At 45.2% G+C, this 20,961-nt stretch carries 16 protein-coding genes; 5 read left to right on the forward strand and 11 right to left on the reverse strand.

From position 1 onward, the window contains the following. Positions 1-202: 202 nt before the first annotated feature. From ACHZCY_RS19710 to ACHZCY_RS19725, 4 genes are all read right to left on the reverse strand, one after another. The gene (locus tag ACHZCY_RS19710) at positions 203-1,603 is read right to left on the reverse strand and encodes a sigma-54 interaction domain-containing protein (protein WP_319550099.1); all 1,401 of its coding nucleotides are present in this window, start codon (positions 1,601-1,603) and stop codon (positions 203-205) included. Between the two features lie 199 nt (positions 1,604-1,802). After that, on the reverse strand, positions 1,803-2,726 hold the full coding sequence (gene hpsH, locus ACHZCY_RS19715) for a (2S)-3-sulfopropanediol dehydratase activating enzyme (protein ID WP_324292245.1): 924 nt from the start codon (positions 2,724-2,726) through the stop codon (positions 1,803-1,805). A 94-nt stretch (positions 2,727-2,820) separates the two neighbouring features. Then, entirely contained in the window at positions 2,821-4,734 is a 1,914-nt protein-coding gene (locus tag ACHZCY_RS19720; protein ID WP_319550100.1) for a TRAP transporter large permease, read from the reverse strand. Between the two features lie 57 nt (positions 4,735-4,791). Then, the gene (locus ACHZCY_RS19725) at positions 4,792-5,799 is read right to left on the reverse strand and encodes a TRAP transporter substrate-binding protein (protein ID WP_319550101.1); all 1,008 of its coding nucleotides are present in this window, start codon (positions 5,797-5,799) and stop codon (positions 4,792-4,794) included. Between the two features lie 728 nt (positions 5,800-6,527). On the opposite strand from ACHZCY_RS19725, the gene ACHZCY_RS19730 reads away from it, so the two are divergent. Both ACHZCY_RS19730 and ACHZCY_RS19735 read left to right on the forward strand, forming a co-directional pair. Next, positions 6,528-7,370: an amidohydrolase family protein gene (locus ACHZCY_RS19730; RefSeq protein ID WP_394713418.1), complete on the forward strand. Its 843-nt coding sequence runs from the start codon at positions 6,528-6,530 to the stop codon at positions 7,368-7,370. A gap of 409 nt (positions 7,371-7,779) precedes the next feature. Further along, positions 7,780-8,595, forward strand: a complete 816-nt coding sequence (locus ACHZCY_RS19735) for a cytidylate kinase-like family protein (RefSeq protein WP_319550102.1) — start codon at positions 7,780-7,782, stop codon at positions 8,593-8,595. A 397-nt stretch (positions 8,596-8,992) separates the two neighbouring features. Here the strand turns inward: ACHZCY_RS19735 and ACHZCY_RS19740 are convergent, their stop codons facing one another. Beyond that, positions 8,993-9,409 (reverse strand): DNA-directed RNA polymerase subunit alpha C-terminal domain-containing protein, encoded by a 417-nt coding sequence (locus ACHZCY_RS19740; protein ID WP_319550103.1) that lies wholly within the window; start codon positions 9,407-9,409, stop codon positions 8,993-8,995. Positions 9,410-9,710: 301 nt separating this feature from the next. On the opposite strand from ACHZCY_RS19740, the gene ACHZCY_RS19745 reads away from it, so the two are divergent. The 3 genes from ACHZCY_RS19745 to ACHZCY_RS19755 all read left to right on the forward strand — a co-directional run bounded on the left by ACHZCY_RS19745 (position 9,711) and on the right by ACHZCY_RS19755 (position 12,066). Next, the gene (locus ACHZCY_RS19745) at positions 9,711-9,947 is read left to right on the forward strand and encodes a type II toxin-antitoxin system ParD family antitoxin (RefSeq protein WP_319549146.1); all 237 of its coding nucleotides are present in this window, start codon (positions 9,711-9,713) and stop codon (positions 9,945-9,947) included. A 1-nt stretch (position 9,948) separates the two neighbouring features. After that, positions 9,949-10,275: a type II toxin-antitoxin system RelE/ParE family toxin gene (locus ACHZCY_RS19750; protein ID WP_319550235.1), complete on the forward strand. Its 327-nt coding sequence runs from the start codon at positions 9,949-9,951 to the stop codon at positions 10,273-10,275. 846 nt (positions 10,276-11,121) lie between these two features. Further along, positions 11,122-12,066: an Lcl C-terminal domain-containing protein gene (locus ACHZCY_RS19755; RefSeq protein ID WP_319550104.1), complete on the forward strand. Its 945-nt coding sequence runs from the start codon at positions 11,122-11,124 to the stop codon at positions 12,064-12,066. Here ACHZCY_RS19755 and ACHZCY_RS19760 read toward each other — a convergent pair. The 6 genes from ACHZCY_RS19760 to ACHZCY_RS19785 form a co-directional block, all read right to left on the reverse strand. After that, positions 12,063-14,180: an EAL domain-containing protein gene (locus ACHZCY_RS19760; RefSeq protein WP_319550105.1), complete on the reverse strand. Its 2,118-nt coding sequence runs from the start codon at positions 14,178-14,180 to the stop codon at positions 12,063-12,065. The two genes, ACHZCY_RS19755 and ACHZCY_RS19760, sit on opposite strands and share 4 nt — an antisense overlap. Further along, positions 14,181-17,057 carry a response regulator gene (locus ACHZCY_RS19765; RefSeq protein ID WP_319550106.1) on the reverse strand — a complete coding sequence of 959 codons (2,877 nt, stop codon included), beginning with the start codon at positions 17,055-17,057 and terminating at the stop codon, positions 14,181-14,183. A 22-nt stretch (positions 17,058-17,079) separates the two neighbouring features. Then, entirely contained in the window at positions 17,080-17,664 is a 585-nt protein-coding gene (locus ACHZCY_RS19770) for a YfiR family protein (protein WP_319550107.1), read from the reverse strand. A 48-nt stretch (positions 17,665-17,712) separates the two neighbouring features. Beyond that, complete coding sequence (locus tag ACHZCY_RS19775) at positions 17,713-19,761, reverse strand: TonB-dependent receptor plug domain-containing protein (RefSeq protein ID WP_205224360.1); 2,049 nt, start codon at positions 19,759-19,761, stop codon at positions 17,713-17,715. Positions 19,762-20,040: 279 nt separating this feature from the next. Next, a complete protein-coding gene (locus tag ACHZCY_RS19780) occupies positions 20,041-20,211 on the reverse strand; it encodes an adenine deaminase C-terminal domain-containing protein (RefSeq protein WP_319550108.1) in 171 nt (56 codons plus the stop codon). 11 nt (positions 20,212-20,222) lie between these two features. Next, entirely contained in the window at positions 20,223-20,957 is a 735-nt protein-coding gene (locus tag ACHZCY_RS19785; RefSeq protein ID WP_319550109.1) for a phosphate ABC transporter ATP-binding protein, read from the reverse strand. Between the last annotated feature and the right edge of the window lie 4 nt (positions 20,958-20,961).

The following is a 20,961-nucleotide window of genomic DNA, read 5'->3' on the forward strand; positions in this document are numbered from 1 at the left end:
AATAACAGTGGGATGCGGTTTATGTTGCAAAAGTGCTACTGGTTGCAAGTGCGCAACCTCTCCTGCAGAGGTAGCGCCACCACAGTATAGGCAGTGGATTGTGTTTAGGTTTGTTGATAAAGGATAATGTGAAAGAAAGAGGAGAAGCAGGTAGCCTAACAATGCTGGCGTTGCTTACACATTTTGGACTGATTGGGATTTTTTATTCAGATGAGTTTTTTTGGCGCATCTTCCTGAATAGTGTTGTTCTATTGATGGAGAGTGCTTCGGCTGCTTTCTTGACCGAACCGTGTTTGTCTAATGCCTGCTGAATGACCTGTTTCTCCATGTCAATCATTATATCCTTAAGTGACTTACCGCTATTGTCAGCCAAAGAGGGGCCAACTTTTTTTATGTGTGGGTCAAGGGCGGCACACATGCACGGGGAAAGGTTTTCCGGTAGAATCTCGTGTCCTTCGCAGGTTACCACCAAGCTTTGGATCATATTCTCAAGTTCTCGGATATTTCCTGGCCAGCGATAGGTGAGAAAAAAATTCAGGGTTGAATCGGGACAGATGATATCTTTACTGTATTTCGCACCAAAACGTTCCAGAAAGTGGTTTACCAGACCTGGTATCATTCCGGGAACCTCACGAAGCGGTGGAATCTCGACCACAGCTACACGGAGTCGGTAAAAAAGATCGGCTCGGAAGTTGCCGCGCTCAACCTCTTCTTCCAGGTTTCTATTTGTTGCCGCGATGATACGTACGTCAACCTTTCTCGGTGTGGATGAACCCACCGGCATTACCTCGTGATCCTGTAGTACCCTCAGTAATTTTGCCTGCATGGGAAGCGGTAGCTCACCAATCTCATCAAGAAATACCGTGCCTTTGTTGGCGATCTCAAAGTGGCCGAGTTTACCCTTGTTCGTAGCACCAGTAAAGGCTCCTGGTACATACCCGAAAAGCTCTGCTTCAATAAGATTTTCAGAAATGGAGCCGCAGTCCACCTTTAAAAACATCTCATCTTTACGAGGGCTATGCTCATGGGCCATACGGGCATAACGATCTTTCCCCACACCGCTCTCTCCAAGCAGTATGATAGTGGCATCTGTGGCTGCTACCCGCTTTACCAGGCTGGTTAATTTTTGAATCTGTGGTGCCTCGTAAGATCCGGTTACCTCTTTATTGGCTGTTGAGAGGTGTTCAATCTGATCATGGTATATGGAGATCAATTTTCGCTGCTGAAGTATCTGTTCCCGCATCTGGCCGATGAGGGTTACATCGCGAACCATGGTGATAACAAATGCCAGCTCGCCTTTGTCATCGAAGACAGGAAATCCTCTTAATATTAGTCTCTTGCCGTCTTGGAGAACCTGCACCTTAGTGACCGGCCGTTGCTTCTTAACAACAAGCGGATTGACGACTTCGTCGAAAACCCCTTCCTCTTTCAGCAGGGAAACATTCTTCCCAAGAAGATCTGGAGCACTCAGTCCTGTTAACTGCTCATACATCGGGTTAACATGAAGTGTCATTCCTTCTGGATCCGTGATGTAAAAACCGTCATCAAGGGCAGCAAAGATATTTTCTACATGAAAGGAAAGGTTTTGCAGGTACTTATTCATTTTGATTTCCGGCAAGTTAAGTTTCTCCAGCCGCCAATATTATCAGATTAAGACTTTTTTTTCATTTTCATGTTGCATAAAACAAAAAAATGCAACCCGTCCGGGCAGGACGAATTGCATTTTCAATAAAGGCTGCTAAAGAAATAATCGTGTGAGCATAGGCGGTTGAGTAACAGCTGCAAGCACCATCTGTTTGGGGTTAAATCAAAGCGGGGTGTTTCGAGGCCACTTCTTTTAGCTTAAGAAAGTGATTGTTATCAAGGGAAACATCTCCCAGCATGTATTCCCGACCCGTGTTTATATATTTCTGGGTTCCAAGTCTATGGTAAGGGAGTAACTCAAACTCCACCTCCAATGGCTCAATGAAATTGACGATGGCTTCAATATCTTTGCTGGTATCATTAAATCCTGGAATTACAGGTGTTCTCACCCGTATCTTCAGCTTTGGATAAGCCTTACGGATCGCTTTAAGATTATTCATGATTCGCAAATTATCCTGTCCAGTAAATTGTTTATGTTTTTCTGGGTCAAGAGACTTGATATCAAACATAACAGTGTTGATATATTTGCACGCCTCAACGATCACCTTTTCAGATACATGGCCGCAGGTCTCAATGGCAGTCTTCATATAACGGCGCTTGGCCTCTTTCAAAAGAGCCAGAGCAAATTCAGGCTGGGCCAGAGGTTCTCCACCACCAAGGGTTAAACCGCCTCCGGAGCGGGCATAGAAGGTCGCGTCTTTCTCCACCTCATCGATAACACTCTTAACAGTACGTTCTTCACCGTAGGTGATGAGGGCTCCTGCAGGACATACATCGGCGCAGGCTAAACAGTTGGTACAGGTCTGCCAGTTGACATCGATTTTGTCGTCTTCACCCTTTGTCAGAGCTCCTACTGAGCAGATTTCACCGCAGCGGAGACATTCAGAAACCGTGATACATTTGTTTCTGCTATAGGCAATCTCGGCTGTAAATGACTGCGACTCAGGATTGGAGCACCATTTACACTTGAGCGGACATCCTTTTAAGAAAACAACAGTACGGATTCCAGGCCCATCATGGACTGAATATTTTTGGATATTGAAAACCACGCCTTTGGTCTGTTGTATCTCTTTGTCTGTCATTGTTCTACCCGCTTTTAGGTTGATTTTTTTGTAAAAGGCATAGGCGACTCCCGACTTCAAGCGGGAATCGCCCAGCTTACACCTGATAGCCTGCCTAGTTAACCAGCATGAGTGGTAAAGATGGGATATAGGTAATAAGCAGCAGAATGAAAATCATGATACCAACAAGGGGCAGTGCCACCTTGGAGAGGTTCTCAATTTTAACATTGGCTACTCCACTTGCAACAAAGAGGTTGATACCAACCGGCGGAGTAACAAAGCCGATGGCGAGGTTAACCACCATGATGATACCAAAGTGGACCGGATCAACCCCAACCTTCATTACAATGGGTAGGAGAATCGGAGTAAGAATTACGATTGCTGCAAGGGCTTCCATAAAAGTACCAACAATCAGTAACAGCACATTGATCAGCAGCAGAATCGCAATTTTATTCTCAGTCAGACTGAGCATTGCGTTGGCAATGGTTGCCGGAACCTGCTCGATGGTCATGATGTTACCGAAAATGGTGGCCATGGACATCAGGATGATAACGATTGCCGAGGTACTACAGGCATCCATAAAACATGGAATAATATTTTTAAAGTTGAGCTCCCGGTAGACAAAAATGCCTACAACAAGACCATAGAAGGCGGCAAGGGCAGCGGCTTCAGTGGGGGTCATGATACCACCATAAATACCGCCGAGAATGATGACAGGTACCATCAGTGCCCACTTCGCATCCCAGAACGCTTTTACAAAACTCATGGCAGTACGTTCACGTTGCACGCCCTGCCACCCACGTTTTTTTGAGTAAAGGTAGGTGAAAAGCATCAAGGCACAGCCGGTGAGTACGCCGGGAACAATCCCTCCCATAAAGAGTTTACCAATTGAGACCTGAGCAGATACACCATACACAACAAACGGGTTACTCGGTGGAATCATAACCCCGATGGCTCCTGCTGCAGCAACAACGGCTGCGGCAAAGAGTTTGTCGTACCCACGTTCGACCATTGCTGGAATGGTAAGCGAACCAATCGCTGCAACCGTTGCAGGTCCAGAGCCGGAGATCGCCGCAAAGAACATACTGGTTGCAATGGCAGCCAGAGCTATACCTCCATGAAGAGAGCCAAGCAACTCGTCTGCCAGGGTGAGCAGTCGACGAGAAAGTCCACCCGCACCCATGAACACGCCAGCGGCAATAAAGAACGGGATAGCCATAATTGGGAAGCTATCAATGGATGTGAATGCTATCTGGGCAACATATTCAATGGGCAGGGTTCCAGCATTGATGATGGTTGCTGTGGCAGCAAGTCCAAGACTTACAGAAATCGGCACACCAATGACAAGAAAAATAAGGAAATACCCGAAGAGGATGGTCAGGGTACTGAGGCTTTCACTGAAATAGACAGGAACTGCAAGAGCGGCAACAAAGGCCACCCCTATGAGCGTATCAACAAAGCCACACTCTTTTACCTGCTTGAACAGATCCTGAAACAACCGCAGGGCCATAAGGCCAAAGGCAACAGGGAGCACCAGGTAAGGCCAATAGTAGGACATGCCCGTTCCAGGAGCAAACTGCGGATAGAGTTGCAGCATCTTCAGGTTATCTACACCCATATAAAAAATTACAGCAACAAGTGCCATAAAACACAGGTCGACAACTATCCAGCTGATGCCCTGAAATCTGGGTGATAACCGATCATAAACAATATCCACGCGGATGTTGTTTCTTTTCTTGATTGCAATGGGTATGGCGAGGTAGGAAATCCAGATAAAGATGAATCGTGCAAGTTCTTCGGTCCAAATGGCTCCCGCAGCATCTGCGGAAAACATGGTTCCTACATATCGATAGAAGGTCTGAAAGGTGATGATCAGGATGATGGAAAGCATTCCAATAAACAGGAAGGGCTTTTCAACGTGTTTATCTAACCAGTTAAGGACGCTTTTAAAAGTGCCGGGCTTATTCTTATCCAGCGCTGCGTCAGTGGTCGATACGGTGACTGCGTCGGCATTTACGAGGGTGGACATGTTCGCTCCTCAATCATTCTGAAAGAGCGGGACAGTTCACCTGCCCCGCTATGCAAATTACTTCTGGGTGTCTTGAACAAGCGTCATAACTTCTGCAGGGATCTTAGAAGCGAATTCTTCCCAGGTAGGCTTGGTCGCTTCAATAAACTCTGCACGCTGCTCATCAGTCAGGGTGTGGATTGAGATACCTTGAGCTTTGAAAGCTTCAACAGCTTTCACTTCAAGCTCAGCGGTGATGCCACGCTGATAGTCCAGTGCATCCTGACCAGACTTAAGGATAATCTCCTGGAATTTTGGATCCAGAGAGTCAAACTTTTTCTTGTTCATGAGAAGAATATGCATGGAGTAGTTATGGGCAGAATCCATTGCGTACTTCAGTACTTCAGTATGCTTAGCGTCATTTAACAGAGAAAAGGTGTTTCCTTCTGCATCCACGGTGCCCTGCTGCAGGGCAGTGTATACCTCACCCCATGCAATGGGAGTAGGATTCATTCCAAGTTTTGCTGCAACAGCAACTTCAACGGGAGAGGCAGTCGTGCGCACTTTGAGGTTTTTCAGATCAGCAAGAGACTTGATCTCTTTCTTGGTAGAAACGAAGTTTCTGTACCCGTACTCAGAGTACATGATCGGCTTGAGGTTAATTTTTTCGCACTCAGCAGCTAGGTATTCACCTAATGGGCCCTTATCAAGTGCGGCGTACAATTTTTCCTGGTTAGCCGGGCTTGTGATGTACGGCAAGTCGAACACCATGAACGCCTTGGAGAAGTTCGCCATGTTTGGGGATGATGAAGACGCCATATCCAGAGTACCACGCTGGGTGGATTCCATGGTTACCCGATCACTGCCGAGCATAGCATTACCAAAGAGCTGCACCTTGATCTTGCCTTCAGAGCGCTCTTCGATGAGTTCTTTTAATTTCTCATAACCTAGTGTGACATTGTTGCCTGGCGCCATAGGGTGGCCAAGGCGCAGGGTTATTTTTTTTGCTTGAACCGAAGCTGCCGCTCCGAATATCATTCCTACTGCGATAAAGGCTACTGCAACCTTTTTTCCTAGATAACGCATAACCTCACTTCCTCCATTTGTTGTGAATTTTATATTATAGGTGGCTATCACCTGAATACACATGGCTTGGCCTAAGGTGTGCCTCGAAATAAGCAAGTGCGGTGCCAGAAAGGTTTAAGTTGTTCCGACCTCGATAATTATCGCCATGTGCAGCCACTGTTTTGTATGCTTTTTATTGGACCCTGTATTATTTTTCCCTTTACACTTTCAGTGGAAGTTTCCCGGTAAATGCAAGGCTGCGCCTTGTTTTTTGGAAATACTGTCTTATGGAAACCCTAACCGAAAATTAAATAACGTTTTATGGGGATGAATAAATATTTGAATTTGCATTAATCTAAGGTGGTAATCATTATTGTTAGTTGCAACAGTGCAACATGCTGCATCTTCCAGTGATTAATTGTTGAAAATAAGAGTACCTAGCGACCAGTTGCAAGTATGCATCACGTGTCTCGCTTTTGCAACCTTGTTAACTTTTTTGTCAATCCATTTTCTATAGAATTCTGTTGGGCTTGTGCCCCACAAATAAAACTCCCTATATACATCTAACTATAGAGCGCCGTCTCCTTTCCCCTGTCACTGTTCGCCCAGATCTGTATGGCACAGAATATGCTTAACGCTCGAAAGTATATCAATTTCGATTAGTTCAATTTTAGTTTTACCCTTTGGTGCAGCTTAAGATTGCTAATCACTCTCCCTATAAATTTTGAAATTAGCAGGAGGCTGACAAAGTGGGCATTATAGACTTTCGATTTAGGCCAAACACAAAGGAAACCTTAGATGGAATTGGTAATAGCCCCATGTTTTCGGGCTTATGTGACCTTATTAATTTTCCTACAATGGCCGCGCAGAGCATGGATGACATTGTAGCTGACCTGAAGTCACATGAAGTTGTGAAAGCAGTAATAACTGGAAGGGACTGCGAAACAACCTATGGCGCACAATCAAACAATCAATCTGTTCTCGATTTTGTTGACCAGTACCCTGACATGTTCATCGGTTTTGCGGGAGTGGATCCTCATAAAGGAATGAATGGGCTTCGTGACCTTTGTACTGCTGTTGAGAAAAAAGGGTTAAAAGGAGCGGCCATTGATCCTTATCTTGCCAAAATTTACTCCAATGATGCCAAGTATTATCCATTCTATGCTAAGTGCTGCGAGCTTGACATACCGATCATTATTACCACCGGACCTGCCACTCTTGTACCTGGTGCAGTAATGGATCATGTCGCTCCACGCTATATCGATTTCGTAGCTCGTGACTTTCCTGAACTGAAGATCATCGTCAGCCACGGCGGATATCCATGGATTTCTGAAATGATCAACGTAGCTCAGAGAAACGAAAATGTTTATGTAGACCTCTCTGAGTATGAGCGTTCACCTCTTTCCGAGGCGTACATTCAGGCTGCCAACACCATGATCAGCGATAAAGTCCTTTACGCAAGTGCGCATCCTTTTGTTGATTTTAAAACTGCACTCAAGACCTACGCAGAATTACCCTTCACCATCGAAGTAAGGGAAAAAATCATGTACAATAATGCGGCTAAAGTTCTTGGCCTTCCTGCTCCCCAGTAAGCACACTGGATCTATCAGGACGAGAAGTGTCTGGCTGAGCAGGCAAAGCAGCAAAAGCGCTGTGAAAGACGATAAATTATAGCGGACTTAGAGAACTCTTCCTTTTTCGTTGCCTGAGTGTGGCTTCAATTTTCGCCCTGGAGAGTACGTACACAATGCGCCATGTCGGTCAAAACCGACTTGGCCATCTCCCGGCAGAGACCACTTGGGTTGAAATTGGCAGCCGGAAAGCGCCATCAAAGAGTGAGCTAACAGGTAGTCCACGCTCTTGTGGCGCGATCATACCGTCATAAAACAAGAATCTTCATCCCTGATTCTAGCAGCTGACAGCTACCAAGTATGGCCTGCGCTGAAAGGAGCTGGTCAATGTCTGTGAAGTTCAGGGGCACATCAATTAGTTGGAGGAATTATGCCGCTCATCACAATTACTCAGGATTACGGCAGCCACGGGTACCATGTCGCCAAGCAGGTTGCAGAAAAATTACAACTGCATCTTTATGATGACGAGACCCTTCGCAAGGCGGCTATCAGGCTCGGAGTGAAGACAGAAAATCTCGATGGACTGAAAGAACACGTGCCGGGCTTCTTTGATCAATTGATGCATGGCAAGAAAGATGTCTATCTGGACGTACTCCAAAACGTTGTCTACCAGGTAGCCAGTGAAAATAACAGCGTCATAGTAGGCCATGGTAGTCAGCTTCTTTTACGGGATTTTGGGTGTGCCCTTCACGTGCGTATCATCACCCCAGCGGAAAAAAGAATCAAGTACTTCATTGAGGAAAAGGGGCTTGAGCCAGGGCAGGCACGGAAAATTGTAAAGGCAAGGGATGAGCAGGCAGATGAGTTTTTTCGTTATGCCTTCAAGATGAACATAAATGATCCACTCCTGTATGACCTTGTTATCAATACCAATAAATTAAGTGTTGATTCCACGATCTCGCACATTACAGAGTTTGCACAGTCTAATGAGATTACCGAATGTGGCATTGATGCTCTGAAAATTATGGAGTGTAGGGCCCAAGAGATGAAGCTCCACGCGAGACTCGTTCAGGCAAACGTTTCAATGCTGGGCCTGCAGATCAAGGTAGAAGAGCCGGGTAATGTCCGAATCAACGGAGTGATAGGAGATTCTGAGCAGAAAACAAAAATCTCTGAAGTCCTGAAAGGGCTGCCCGAATTTAAGGATGTAGAGTTGAGCCTTGTTGAATTTCCGGTCAATGCTTGACTCTAGACGGTATTGTGCCGTCCAATTTAAGAGGTTAGATTTTTACGTCAGTAGAAGCATGCAGGAGTAATCAGAACCGAATCTGTCGTCTTCTTGGTTTGGGCTAGCCGAACCAAAGCTAACTTTCGATTACTCTGTGACATATCTCTAATAAGTGACAAAGTCTAAGCGGGAGATGTCTCTTGTATCCAGGAGGTTACGCTGCTCTCTATGTCTAACAACAAAGCAGAAATCTGAGAGTTGAGCTTATCTTTGGTAAGGTTTACTCAAGAGTTGCCCCATTTCTGAGCAAATGTACAGGACACCTTTTCTGCCTAGACCTCCCCCAAAATATCTTTTCCCTTTATGAAAATAGTTTTGCCCTTTTGGGTTCCCATTATGAGTTGCCGAAATGATATCAAAGGCTGGCAATAACAAATCCATACTTACCGAGAATGTCTTTCAACTGCCGGAGACCTGTTTTTCCGAGTTTTGGCATTCGTAACAAGGTTTTTTCATTATGTTTCAAAATATCTGCAACGGTTTCTATATCCCTCTGCCATAGGGCATTTAGAGTCAAGAGCTGAACGTCGGGAATTTCCCAAATTGAACTGTTTTCTGACAATTTGGCTCCGGCAGGATCATCGGAGAAGTCCCTCCTAATAAACTCAGCGGCATATGCTCTGAGTGTTGTTATTGGAACCCCCTGCTCAAACCAATTCTCGTTTGGCAGTAAAGTATCGTATAGTTTTCTATTTGTCCGGGCACAATACATTTTGGTTATTTTGACGCACTTGTGTTCCGGAACTCCATTAAGTCTGGAGCAGGATTTCACGGTTGCACCTTGCAGGATGCCAATGGCTATCTGTGTTTCCTCTTCAGAGAAAAAGGGAAATTTGCTTTTCATCTCATTATGGCGTTGTTGGTACATGAATGCTACCTGTTTAATGGACCTCGGAATTTGCCTCACATAGTGGTCACTTCATTTATTTAACGCTATTGTTGTCAATTTTCCATGTTTCAATTGGGAAAACCAAACATGCCTCAACCCGGCTGGTGGTCATAAATAAAAGCTGATATCTTTTGACAAAATGTGTATTATATATTGGTACAAATTTTTTAGCGGAGGATATTATATGCAAAGAAATACCAGTGTAACTTTAGGTGATCATTTTTCGAATTTTATCAAATCAAAAATTTCTCAAGGCCGCTTTGATAATACAAGCGAAGCTGTGCGCGCAGGTTTGAGGCTTTTGGAGGTTGAGGAAACCAAGCTGGAAGCGTTACGCGTTAAACTGGCCGAAGGTGAAGCGCAGCTTGATAAGGGACAGGGGGGTGACGGTCAAGCCTTTATGGATGAGTTAATTGGCTGATATGACCTATATTCTTTCTCCAAATGCGCAAGAGAGCTTGCGTAATATTAAAGCCTATTCATTTGAACAATTCGGTCATGAGCAGACCATCTCGTATTTGAAGCTGATTGAGAAAAAGCTGCGGGTGATCGCAGAAAGTCCGGATATAGGTCGGAAACGTGGAGAAATCAAAAAAGGCTATTTAAGTTTTTTGGCCGGATCACACGTTATTTATTACCGCAAAGCTAGAAAACACGTCGATATTATCGACATACTTCATCAAAGTATGGACCCTTACCGACACTTGGATGTGAAAAACTATTCTCCTCTATTCGATTTCAAAACCTAACACAATCAGGCAAGCTGCAACCTGTAGCTTCTCCATGAGAGGTTACAGGGGCACACGATATCACAATGGCATAGGCTAGTATTGGCAATGTTAAACATTTTAGCAACCCTTCGAGTTTACACTATTCCTGTATCTTTTTGAAGAAAGTGAGCTGGTCATCCAGTAGAGATTACATCTGCCAAGGTTTGCTTTACTCAGTATTGGCCAGCATGGCGTATACTTCCTGATGAGGTTTCGGCATGGAATGCGTAACAACGTTCTCCCAGTCAAAGTCAAGATCTTTCCACTAAATAGTAACTTTCTGGGCATCCCATAAAATGTCAAACAAGCCAAACTGTCACCCTTCTATTTTTGTGTATAAGCTCAAAATGGTTGAAATGTACCACCAGTGTTCGGAAATACAAAGTGATAAAAAAAGGAGACGCTGGTCTTTAGTGCTTTTTTGAGGCAACCATTTGTTTGTATGTGCCTCAGAGTGTTTGTATGTGCCTCAGAGGCTCACTGTCTCATGCAAGAAGAGTAATGGAGAGTGACCGATGGAGGGGAACATGTGAAAGGGTAAACTTACCCCTGCACAATCGTTTTTTAAGCGGCTTTCATGCAAGTATGTACGATGTCTTTTAGGGAATGTACTCGTTTTTGAGCGCTCATTAACAGCGCCTTTGCCGACCTTGTTCTGTTGACCATTACTGCTTAAAAGTATTTTTAATTAGGAGGTTTTTCTTTCAAGGGGGTAGTGCCACTCCTGTCTGGGTAAATTTACCGCCGATATGGGGCCAAGTGGCAGCCTCCATGAAGCGTAATTATACAAAATTCATATATGTTTGGTAAGACAAGGGCGTGATTATGAATATGTTTGCACGATTGCATTTAAGCGATTTCACAGGTGCTGCTATTGAGTGGGATATGACCCCGGATCTTGCGTTTTGTACTTTTTCGGCAAAAGGACTGAGTGAAGGGTTGACCAGCACCAAGGAAAGAGTCTGCTATTTTTTTGTGGATAACTGGGGCACATCTCCACGGCTGTACCTTATGGAGCGGGGTGTGCGCCATGTTCATATTTTGGCAGAGGTTAAGGCTCCTCAGCAATTGATCGAAGATTGCATTATAAGTCATGGTGGTACGCTCAATTCCCGTGATAATTTTCCTGTTAATGCAGCCTTGAAAAAATGGTTGCTTGCCGAGGTTGTTGAGCCTGAACACAGCCCGTTTCTTTTTCCTGTGACTGACGAAACGGCGGTTGAAGAAGAGAGAGGTGAGGCGCTGCCGATCTTGGGTAAGACAGGATTTACTGGTACCACTGTCATGTTGCCGGTAGAACAGACGACCCTTGATGATGAGCAGATAAAGCAGATCATAATGCAGTGGAACTTTTTTGATGCACAATTAAATCCGCATGGTTCATTTGCGAATTTTCTGGCCGATGATGATGACAAGACCGTGGTAGTGGACGAGAAAACCGGGCTTATGTGGCAGTGCGGAGGGGTGGATCTTTGTTCAATACGCAATATGAAACGTGCCATAGAACAATTGAACAACAACGGATTTGCCGGGTACCACGATTGGCGAATGCCAACCGTGGAAGAGGCAATGTCACTGATGGAAACAGCCCCTAACGCAAAGGGGATATATTTGCACCCCTGTTTTTCCAGGGAGCAGCCGTTTATTTTTGTCGCCGCCCGGCGCAGACCAACAGGGTATTGGTTTGTAGATTACATGCAGGGGAAGATGTACTGGTCTTCGGGCACTGTTCCCGGTGGGTTTTGTAGATTGTGCCGAGGGGCTAACTAAATAAGTTTCTCAAACTTTATTGCTGGAATCGGAGGAGAAAAATAATATCCCTGGTACTCATCACACCCATATTCTTTAAGGAGACGGAACTGCTCCTCGGTTTCAATCCCCTCTGCCACTATTTTCATGCCCAGGCTGTGGCCCATTGCAATAATAGCTTTAATAATCACCCGGTTTTTTTCTTTGTCCGAGCAGTGCATCACAAAAGAACGATCTATTTTTATTACATCTACATGAAAGGAAGTAAGGTAACTGAGCGACGAGTAACCTGTCCCAAAATCATCAATGGCCACTTTGATGCCGAGGTTTTTGATGCCGAGCAAAGTTTCAACAATTGCCTCGGTATCGCGCATGAGTACATTTTCCGTCACTTCCACCTCTATGGCATCTCCGGGCAACGAATGCTTTTTTAGATTCTGTTCCAGAAGCTGTACAATATTTTGTTCCGCAAGTTTGTACCCTGATAGGTTTAAAGCGATACGTACGGGATGCAGGCCTTTATCCTTCCATATCCGGTTTTGCCGGCAAGCCTCCTCAATGACCCATTTGTTGATGTCGAGGATGAGGCCCGATTCTTCAGCAATGGGAATAAATTTGTCTGGTGGCATAAAGCCTTTTTTGGGATGATTCCAGCGAATCAAAGCTTCGGCCCCCATTATACCACGGTTCAAAAAATGCAGTTGCGGCTGGAAATGGAGACTAAATTCCTTGTTGGCAATCGCGGATTTCATGTCTTGTTCCAGCGTAAACCTGGACAGAACCGCTCTGTTGAGAGATTTTTTAAAAAATTGATAATTATTGCCCCCATTTTTTTTTGCATGGTACATGGCAATATCAGCATGTTTTAGGAGAGCATTTGCCTCTTGACCATCTTCCGGGAAAACGCTGATACCAATACTTGCACTCACCGAAATTTCCTGGCCATCTATTACCTGCTTTTGTGGAATTGCCGCAATAAGCCGTCTGGCTGCAATTGCAGCACTTTCAGGAGAGGCAATATCTGAGAGTATGAGGACAAATTCATCACCACCGTGTCGAGCAACAAGAGTGTGTGGCTCCTCTGTTGAGGTAATTGCCACCGTATCAACCCGGCGAATCGACTGTTTGATCATATCTGCTGTATTTTTAAGGAGAATATCACCCGCGTGATGGCCCATGGTGTCATTGATCTGTTTAAATTGATCAATATCCATAAAAAGCAAAGCAAACGATTGTTTCTTGCGCTTTGAGTGCTCGAGTACACTGTTGAGGCGATTCAAAAAAAGTGTTCTATTAGCAAGCCCGGTGAGACTATCATAAAAAGCGAGGTACCTTATTTCTTCTTCGGCCTGCTTCATTTGCGTGCTGTCGTGCACAACTCCAAGGAGGAATTCAGGAGCGCCTGATTCGGTTCGCAGCACTTGGCCATACATATAAATATATCTAATCGAGGAGTCTGTTAACGTTTTTTGGAAATTGACTGTAAACGTTTTTCGCTCGCGTATTGCCTCTTCTACAGTGGCATAAATCTCGGGCTGTTCCGTTCCAATAAGAGTGTCGAGCAACTCTTTAACAGTGATTTCCTCTCTCGGTCCTCCGGAAAGACCCAGGATATGAAGTGCTTCAGGCGAAATGGTGCAGAGGTTGTTTTGCAAGTCAACTTGCCAGTTGCCGATTTTAGCAATTTCCTGGGTCTTGGCAAGAAAACTGCGGCTAAGGTACAGGTCTTTTAAAGCCTCTCCGGCTCGCAGCATATAATGGGCACGATGGCTGAACATTGTCCAGTTGATGGGTTTAGAGACAAAGTCATTGCCTCCGGCGCGAAAAGCCTCTTCAATGGATTCGTTGTCCTCAAGCCCGGTGACCATTAATATTTGGACATACTCTCCTCCCGGCCGTTTGCGTATTTCCCTGCAGGTTGCAAAGCCGTCCATTTGCGGCATCATCACATCAAGACAAATCAGATCTGGTTTTTTTTCATCAAAAAGAGCAATGCCGCTTTTTCCACTTGCCGCCTGCTCAATTTCAAAACCAGCCTTTCGTAATGCCGCCCCCATGGTAATTCGTGATGCATTATCATCGTCCACGACCAGAGCAAGAGGCTTTTTGGGCTGTTTTATATGTATAGAATCCATTTATGCCAGTTCCTTTTCCAGAGCCTTTTTGGTTCTGCTATATTGGTCGATAATTTCCGTTACAAGCAGAGCGTTGCTCTCTGAAGAGTTGGCGGCACAGTTTTCTTCGAGCTTTTTGGCCAGTGCGGAAAGTGTCATTGCACCTACATTGGCACTGCTCGACTTGAGTGTATGAGCCGTCAGCTTTAATATATCAATATCTCTGTCCGCTTGGGCTGTATCTAACTGCTTAACTATCATGTCGGCATCATCAATGTACGCCCTGATAACTTGTGAAAGGAGATCCGGTTCTCCATCCATTTGCAATTGCCGGATTGAGTCTAAAGCAAAAGGATCAAGCAGGGTGCTACCTTGCTCACTCGTCTCACTCACTGCTTCTGTAAGGCCCATCGGGAGTGCTTGATCCGGTGTTTGGGTTGAGGACTTTTTAAACCAATGGGCGATTACAGAGGCCATTTGTTCTAATTGGAAAGGCTTGCTGAGATAATCGTCCATCCCTGCTTGGATGCACTTCTCTCTATCACTAAACTGGGCATTGGCGGTGAGGGCGATGATGGGAGTGCGCATGAGCTCAGCTGATTGTGCTTCCAGCTCCCTGATTTTTTGCGTGGCCTGAAAACCATCCATTACCGGCATTTGGCAATCCATAAAGATAAGATCATATGTACGTTCGCCAAGGGCTTTTATTGCCTCAGCGCCATTGACGACGACTTCTGTTGTGCAGCCAAGTTTTCCTAACATCTTGGTGGCTACTAGCTGATTGGTGCTATTATCTTCCACAACAAGCGCATTCAAGCCAAAATTATAAGCAGCTTTGGCTACTTTGTCCTTTTGTTCTTCTTCAGATCCTGGAGTGGTGTTCACTGCATTGGATGCATTAATAACCGAGAGGATGGCTGAAAATAGATCGCGCTGGCGGACAGGCTTGGTCAGATACACATCAATTCCCACATCTTTACTTTTCTGAATGTCGCCATAGGCACCGACAGAAGTGAGCATTATTATGGGAATGGTTTTACTGTGTTCAGCTGTTTTGATTTGTTCAGCCACCTCCAGGCCGTCCATCTCCGGCATATCAAGGTCCAAGAGAACGATATCATAGGGTTTACTGTTATACGAAGTTCGAATTTTTTCAAGCGCAACCGATCCATTTTCTGCGACATCACAGGTCATATTCCAGGATGCAGTTTGATGGCACAGGATACTTCTATTGGTTGCATTGTCATCAATTGCCAGGGCATTAAGGCCGTCAAGGCTAAAGGTTTCTTTGTTATACGCTGATCCAGTGGCGGGAAGAGAAATTTCCATGGGAAGGGTAAAGGAAAATACCGACCCTTCTCCGAGTGTGCTTTCAACACCCAGCTTTCCCCCCATAAGGGCAACCAGTTCCATGGAAATAACTAGCCCAAGACCTGTGCCCCCATATTTTCTGGTGCTCGTGCCGTCGGCCTGGGAGAATGGTTGAAAAAGTTTTTTTATGTTTTCTTTGCTGATACCTATGCCTGTATCTCTGATAGAGATAGTAAGATCAGTGCCAAAATCAGTATCACTGGTTGATACTTCGACAATCACTTCACCGTGGCTGGTGAATTTTATTGCATTGCCGATGAGGTTAATCAGTACCTGTCGTAATCGGTTGGCATCTCCTTTTAAAAAAAGAGTTGAATTGGGCTGAATGAGGACTCCCAATTCAATTCTCTGAGCCTTGCTTTTTGAAGAGAGCAGTTGGATGATATCTTCAATAAGGTCCTGGAGGTCAAATGGCCGCGATTCAAGTTCAAGTTTTCCTGCTTCAATTTTTGAAAAGTCGAGAATGTCATTGATAACAGCAAGCAGGGCGGTGCCAGAATCTTGAATTGTATTTGCAAACTGGCGTTGAACTCCATTCAACTCGGTTTCAAGCAGCAACTCGGCCATGCCGAGAACACCATTCATCGGAGTTCGGATTTCGTGGCTCATATTGGCCAGGAACTGGCTTTTTGCTCGATTTGCTTTCTCTGCTGCGTCCCTTGCCTGCAGAAGATCCGTGACCGTGTTTTCTAGTTCAACTTTTGCCGTTGAAAGCGCATCCGTCCGTTGGGTGACCTTTTCTTCCAAGTCTAAACTGTATGACCTTAACTCCTCATCCCTACTATGAATTTCGGCAACCATCTTATTGAAGTGGTCGATGAGTTCCCCAAACTCGTCCTCTGTTTTTTTTTCTACAAAAATGTCGTAGGTTTTTTCTTTTATAATACGCTCCATACTTTGGACTAATCTGGTCAAGGGAGCTGTAAATAATGTTTGCGCCCAGGAAGTAACAAAGATAACGACGACAAGAATAGCCAGCCCCGCTAACCCGAGCTGAACAAAAAAATCATTAAGACGATTTTGGAGCTGCTGCATATCATCTACAAGGAGTATGGCACCCTTTATTGTATTGTCGACATACACAGGCCGTAAGAGATAGCAGTAATTTTTTGTAATTTTTGCGAAAACAGGCTTTGGAGCGAAGAGCGTAAAAAGTTCCTTTCCAGGAGGTGTTACCGCGGTTGCTACATTTTCCAGGTGGGAGATGTTTTTTTCAGTTTTTTGGTATGTGGCGTATATTTCTCCATCAGCATCGTAGAGGAAGGCAAATGCAATATCCGGCTTCCTCCGCAAAGATGCAAGGGCTTCTATGGCACCTTTTTTGTCATCAAATATCAAGTTGACACTGCTGTTCCAGGCAACGACATCTGCCATGGTGGTTAACTCTTTTACCAACCTCTTGGAAGCATTCTTTTTTTCAGAGACAACAAGAATGAGACTAAGTAAAAATAAACCAAGAAGAGCCGTTAGAAGAAAAGCAAGTTGCAGCTTGGCGCGAATGGATTGCATGGATACAAATAAATTCAAAGTATTACGAAATGCTCCGCATTTAATTATCAATCAGGGTGGCTATTTTTAGCAGGCGTGAACTCAATTTCAGGCCCTGCTTAGCAATAACGGTAGGGTTTATTGCAAATTTAAGTTTTTCGTTTTGTGTATAAAAGTGAATAGCTCCACCTAGCTTGGTGACGCGCTCTTTTTCGCCGACTGTCAGCACTGGCTTTCCGCGTACCGCAGAAAGAGTCCGTACCAGGTCTGCTGTGTCCACCTCGTCTTTATAGAAAACAATATGGCATTTTGGAGTCGTTGCCTGTGAATCCACTGCCTCCACATGGAGGAGCCGCTTACCAATCTTTTTTCCTTCTATGGATTGAAAGGCCTGGGGCAGGGTACTTGTCCCAACTACGCATAATGTAATATTCTCTGTTGGGTTGGAAAATGCTGCTTCCGGCCACTCTGTCAGCATCGCAAAATTCATGACAAAAGCAGCCTTTACTGCATACTCATCGCGTGGTGCAGCTGAAACCGACGCGCACCAGCAAAAGGTTAACAAGAAGAGGACGGTAGACCGCGAGAACCTTTTTAGAGCCTTCCTGCCTAAAAAGTTATGATAGCTATCTGGACCTGCGATCATTTATCCACCATGTTTATCCACGCCATGAAAAAGTCAACCGTGTTCTACTTAGAATCGGTAGGTTGCCTTAAGATAAACACCTCGCTCTATCTCGGTGGGGAGTGACCAGAATTCCTGAACATATTCTTCATGACTTTCCGTTAGCAGGTTCTGGCCGATCAGAGCTATGTCGAGCTGTGAGGTTGGCCGATAGGTGATCTGTATATCAGCAGTAAAATAATCGTCTATAGTATAGTACGGGTCTCCTGGGTTATAAACGTATATCCCGGCGGCATCACTTACATATCGTCCCCAAAAATCAAAGGAGAGGGAATCGGTTATTTTCCAATTGGCTCTCAGAGAGAACTGATGGATGGGAGCATCGCTGGCCTGGGTAATATAAATGTCTGTGTAGTCTTCGTTAATATAAGAGTAAGCGAAATCAAATTTTACTTTCTCCAAAGCCTGCCAGGCCACTGCAAGCTCAAGTCCATGGCTTGTACCGGCGGCTGCATTCGTAAACTGATTATACACTGCTCCATAGCTCCCATTAATAGTAGGAAGTGTGGGTTCCGTACTGCGTAGATCATCATAGTCGTTATAAAAAAGAGCCAGGTCCAAAGAGAGGGTCTGGTTTACCAGGTAGCGATACCCTGCTTCGTAAGCAACAACGATTTGTGAATCAAAGTCTGCATTGCTGGTAACGCCCGCTGCTGCAGGTATAGAAAGAGGGTTTATTGGATTAGAGGATGGAAGAATAATGGTCGTTAGCGTAGCGTTACGTTCAACCCTGTGGGGTGTTCTCACCGCTCTTGAAACCGCTCCCCAGAGCTTGTGATTTTTGAGAGGGCTGTACAGAGCACGCAGGCTGGGCTGAATTTCATAGCCGGTATAGTCATTATGTTCAAATTTTGAACCAAGGGTAAAGATGAGCGTATCCTTTAATGCTGTATATTCGTCCTGCACAAAAAAACTAAACAGGTTGGTATCAGCGTTTTCCGGTTCTAGCTTTGTCCAAAAAGTATTATAAAATTTTTCACTGATATAACGGTAATGCAAACCCCATATAAGGTCTTGCTTTTCCCCGAAAGAAAAATGATGCTGAAACTCCAGGTCCAGCGTGTCGGATTCTTCATGGTTTGTCATCTCATCCCGACTTGCCCTGTCGTAGTAAAACTGAAGGTCGACTTCACCGCCACCAGAGGTATATTGGGTCCAGGAGGCTAAAATGTTTCCACCTTTTGTATCTACGTTGTCATTATCTATAAAGAAAGCAGGATCAGTTAAGGTGGGCAATATGACGGTCTGGTTAAGATCCCCCTTGTAGATATCTCCCTGGATATTGAAACTATTGGATGACGCAAGGCTTCCATCGACACGAAATCCGCTGCGATAAGATTCCCATGAATCCTCCGAATCCTCGCCGGTTACAAATTGATAACTATCTCTCGAATTGCCTTTGGCATACAACCTTCCGTAGACGCCTTCTGTAATGGTTGTTCCGTATCGTCCAGCGGCAAAGGCTCGTTCTTCCGTTCCTCCTCCTGCTACAGCTAGTCCGCCCAGGGTATCTCCAGCGTGTTTGGTAATAATATTAATAACACCATTTACAGCATTGGCTCCCCAGATAGTTGCTCCTGGCCCGCGTATAACCTCAATACGTTCAATGTCGTCCAGCATTGTGTCCTGCACTTCCCAGTACACCCCTGAATAGAGTGGGTTGTAGACGCTCCTGCCATCCATCAGCACAAGCAGTTTATCAGAGAACCGCGAGTTAAATCCCCGGCTGCTAACTGCCCATTTATTAGCATCAATCCTCGCAACATTGAGACCAGGAACCATGCGCAGCAACTCTGGTATGCATGTGGCTCCTGATTGCTGGATATCTTCAGCTGTGATCACAAAAATAGCAGCAGCACTGTCGGAAAGACTTTGGGATTTCTTACTTACAGAGGTAACCTGGATGCCCATAAGGTCTTCAATGCTTAAGGTTGTCAGGTCTGTTTCGTTGACTTGAGCTGTCGCCGATGTAGCGAAAAGAGCGGTTCCCAGCATAATACCGGCACCCATTCGTTTCCTGTTGGCTTGAGCCTGCTTATCTGTAAATAAATCCAACATTCAAAGACCCTCCGGCCTCTACAATTTTTCTGATCAGAGATTTGCTTACCACTGATGCTGAATAGTAATCTTAATATGCTGATGTCATTATCTCTAAGCGCTTCTCTTTTGTCAAATTTTCACCATGTTCTTTCTGTTACTTGATCGGAAAGTTTGCATTCCGTCAGGGGGGATGCGGCCAAGGCAAGGGGACCTATATGGCGGGGGTGATCACATCCTAGTGCTCCGAATGCCTGACTAAAATTCCGTAGTTCCTCAATGGGCGGTTGATAAGGCTGGTCAGGCATCAATCCACCCTGGGGATGCTCTATTCCGCCAGGATTCTTTTCTCTTACATGCCAAAATGCCGGCTTGTAAAGCGATCAGCCTATCAACGGCGGAAACCATATCATGGCCGGTAACCCCCACCACCATAATTTGATGGATATCGGGGGAAATACTGCTCGCCAAAGTTCAGCTCTTTAATTCATCGACAATCGATTGCTTGGATTTTCGGGCAGACTATTTCTGCTAATACTGCACTGTCCGTTTAAGACCTGAACATGAAGATCAGCTATACGTTGAATCTGGTCTTGGTAGTGGGAAACCATAATCAAGGTGCATTTTGTTTTCAGGGAAAGTAGGAGTTCTTCAATGGCGGCGCTTGCGTCAGGGTCAAGCGAAGAGGTGGGTTCATCGAGTAGCAGGACCTCAGGTCTCAGTACAAGTGCTCTTGCAAGACACAGCCTTTGTTGCTGCCCGCCCGAGAGCAACCGCCCGTCATCGTTAAGGCGATCCTTGACTTCATCCCAGAGAGCCACCTTCCTTAGCGCGGATTCTACTTTTTGACCGACAAAGCGTTTATCGTGTATGTGTGCCAGGCGCAGGGGGAAGGCAATGTTTTTGCTGATGGACATGGGGAGTGGATTGGGCTGTTGGAACACCATCCCCACCTTGCGGCGCAATTCCAGGAGAGGGAGTGTTGGGTTGTAAATATTTGTGTTTTGCCCATTGAGATGCATGAAAACTTTTCCCGATATTCTACAGCCATCGATCTCTTCCCATAGTCTATTAAAAGCCATGAGCAAAGTGGATTTGCCGGACCCGGAAGGCCCTGTAATCGCGGTGATTTTATTAGCAGGAAGGTGGAGATTGATATCTCGCAGCACTTGCTGCCTGTGGTAATAAAAACAAAGTGACTGTGTTTGAATTTTCATAGTT

It is taken from the genome of Desulfogranum marinum (assembly GCF_963675105.2).
GTDB lineage: Bacteria > Desulfobacterota > Desulfobulbia > Desulfobulbales > Desulfobulbaceae > Desulfogranum > Desulfogranum marinum.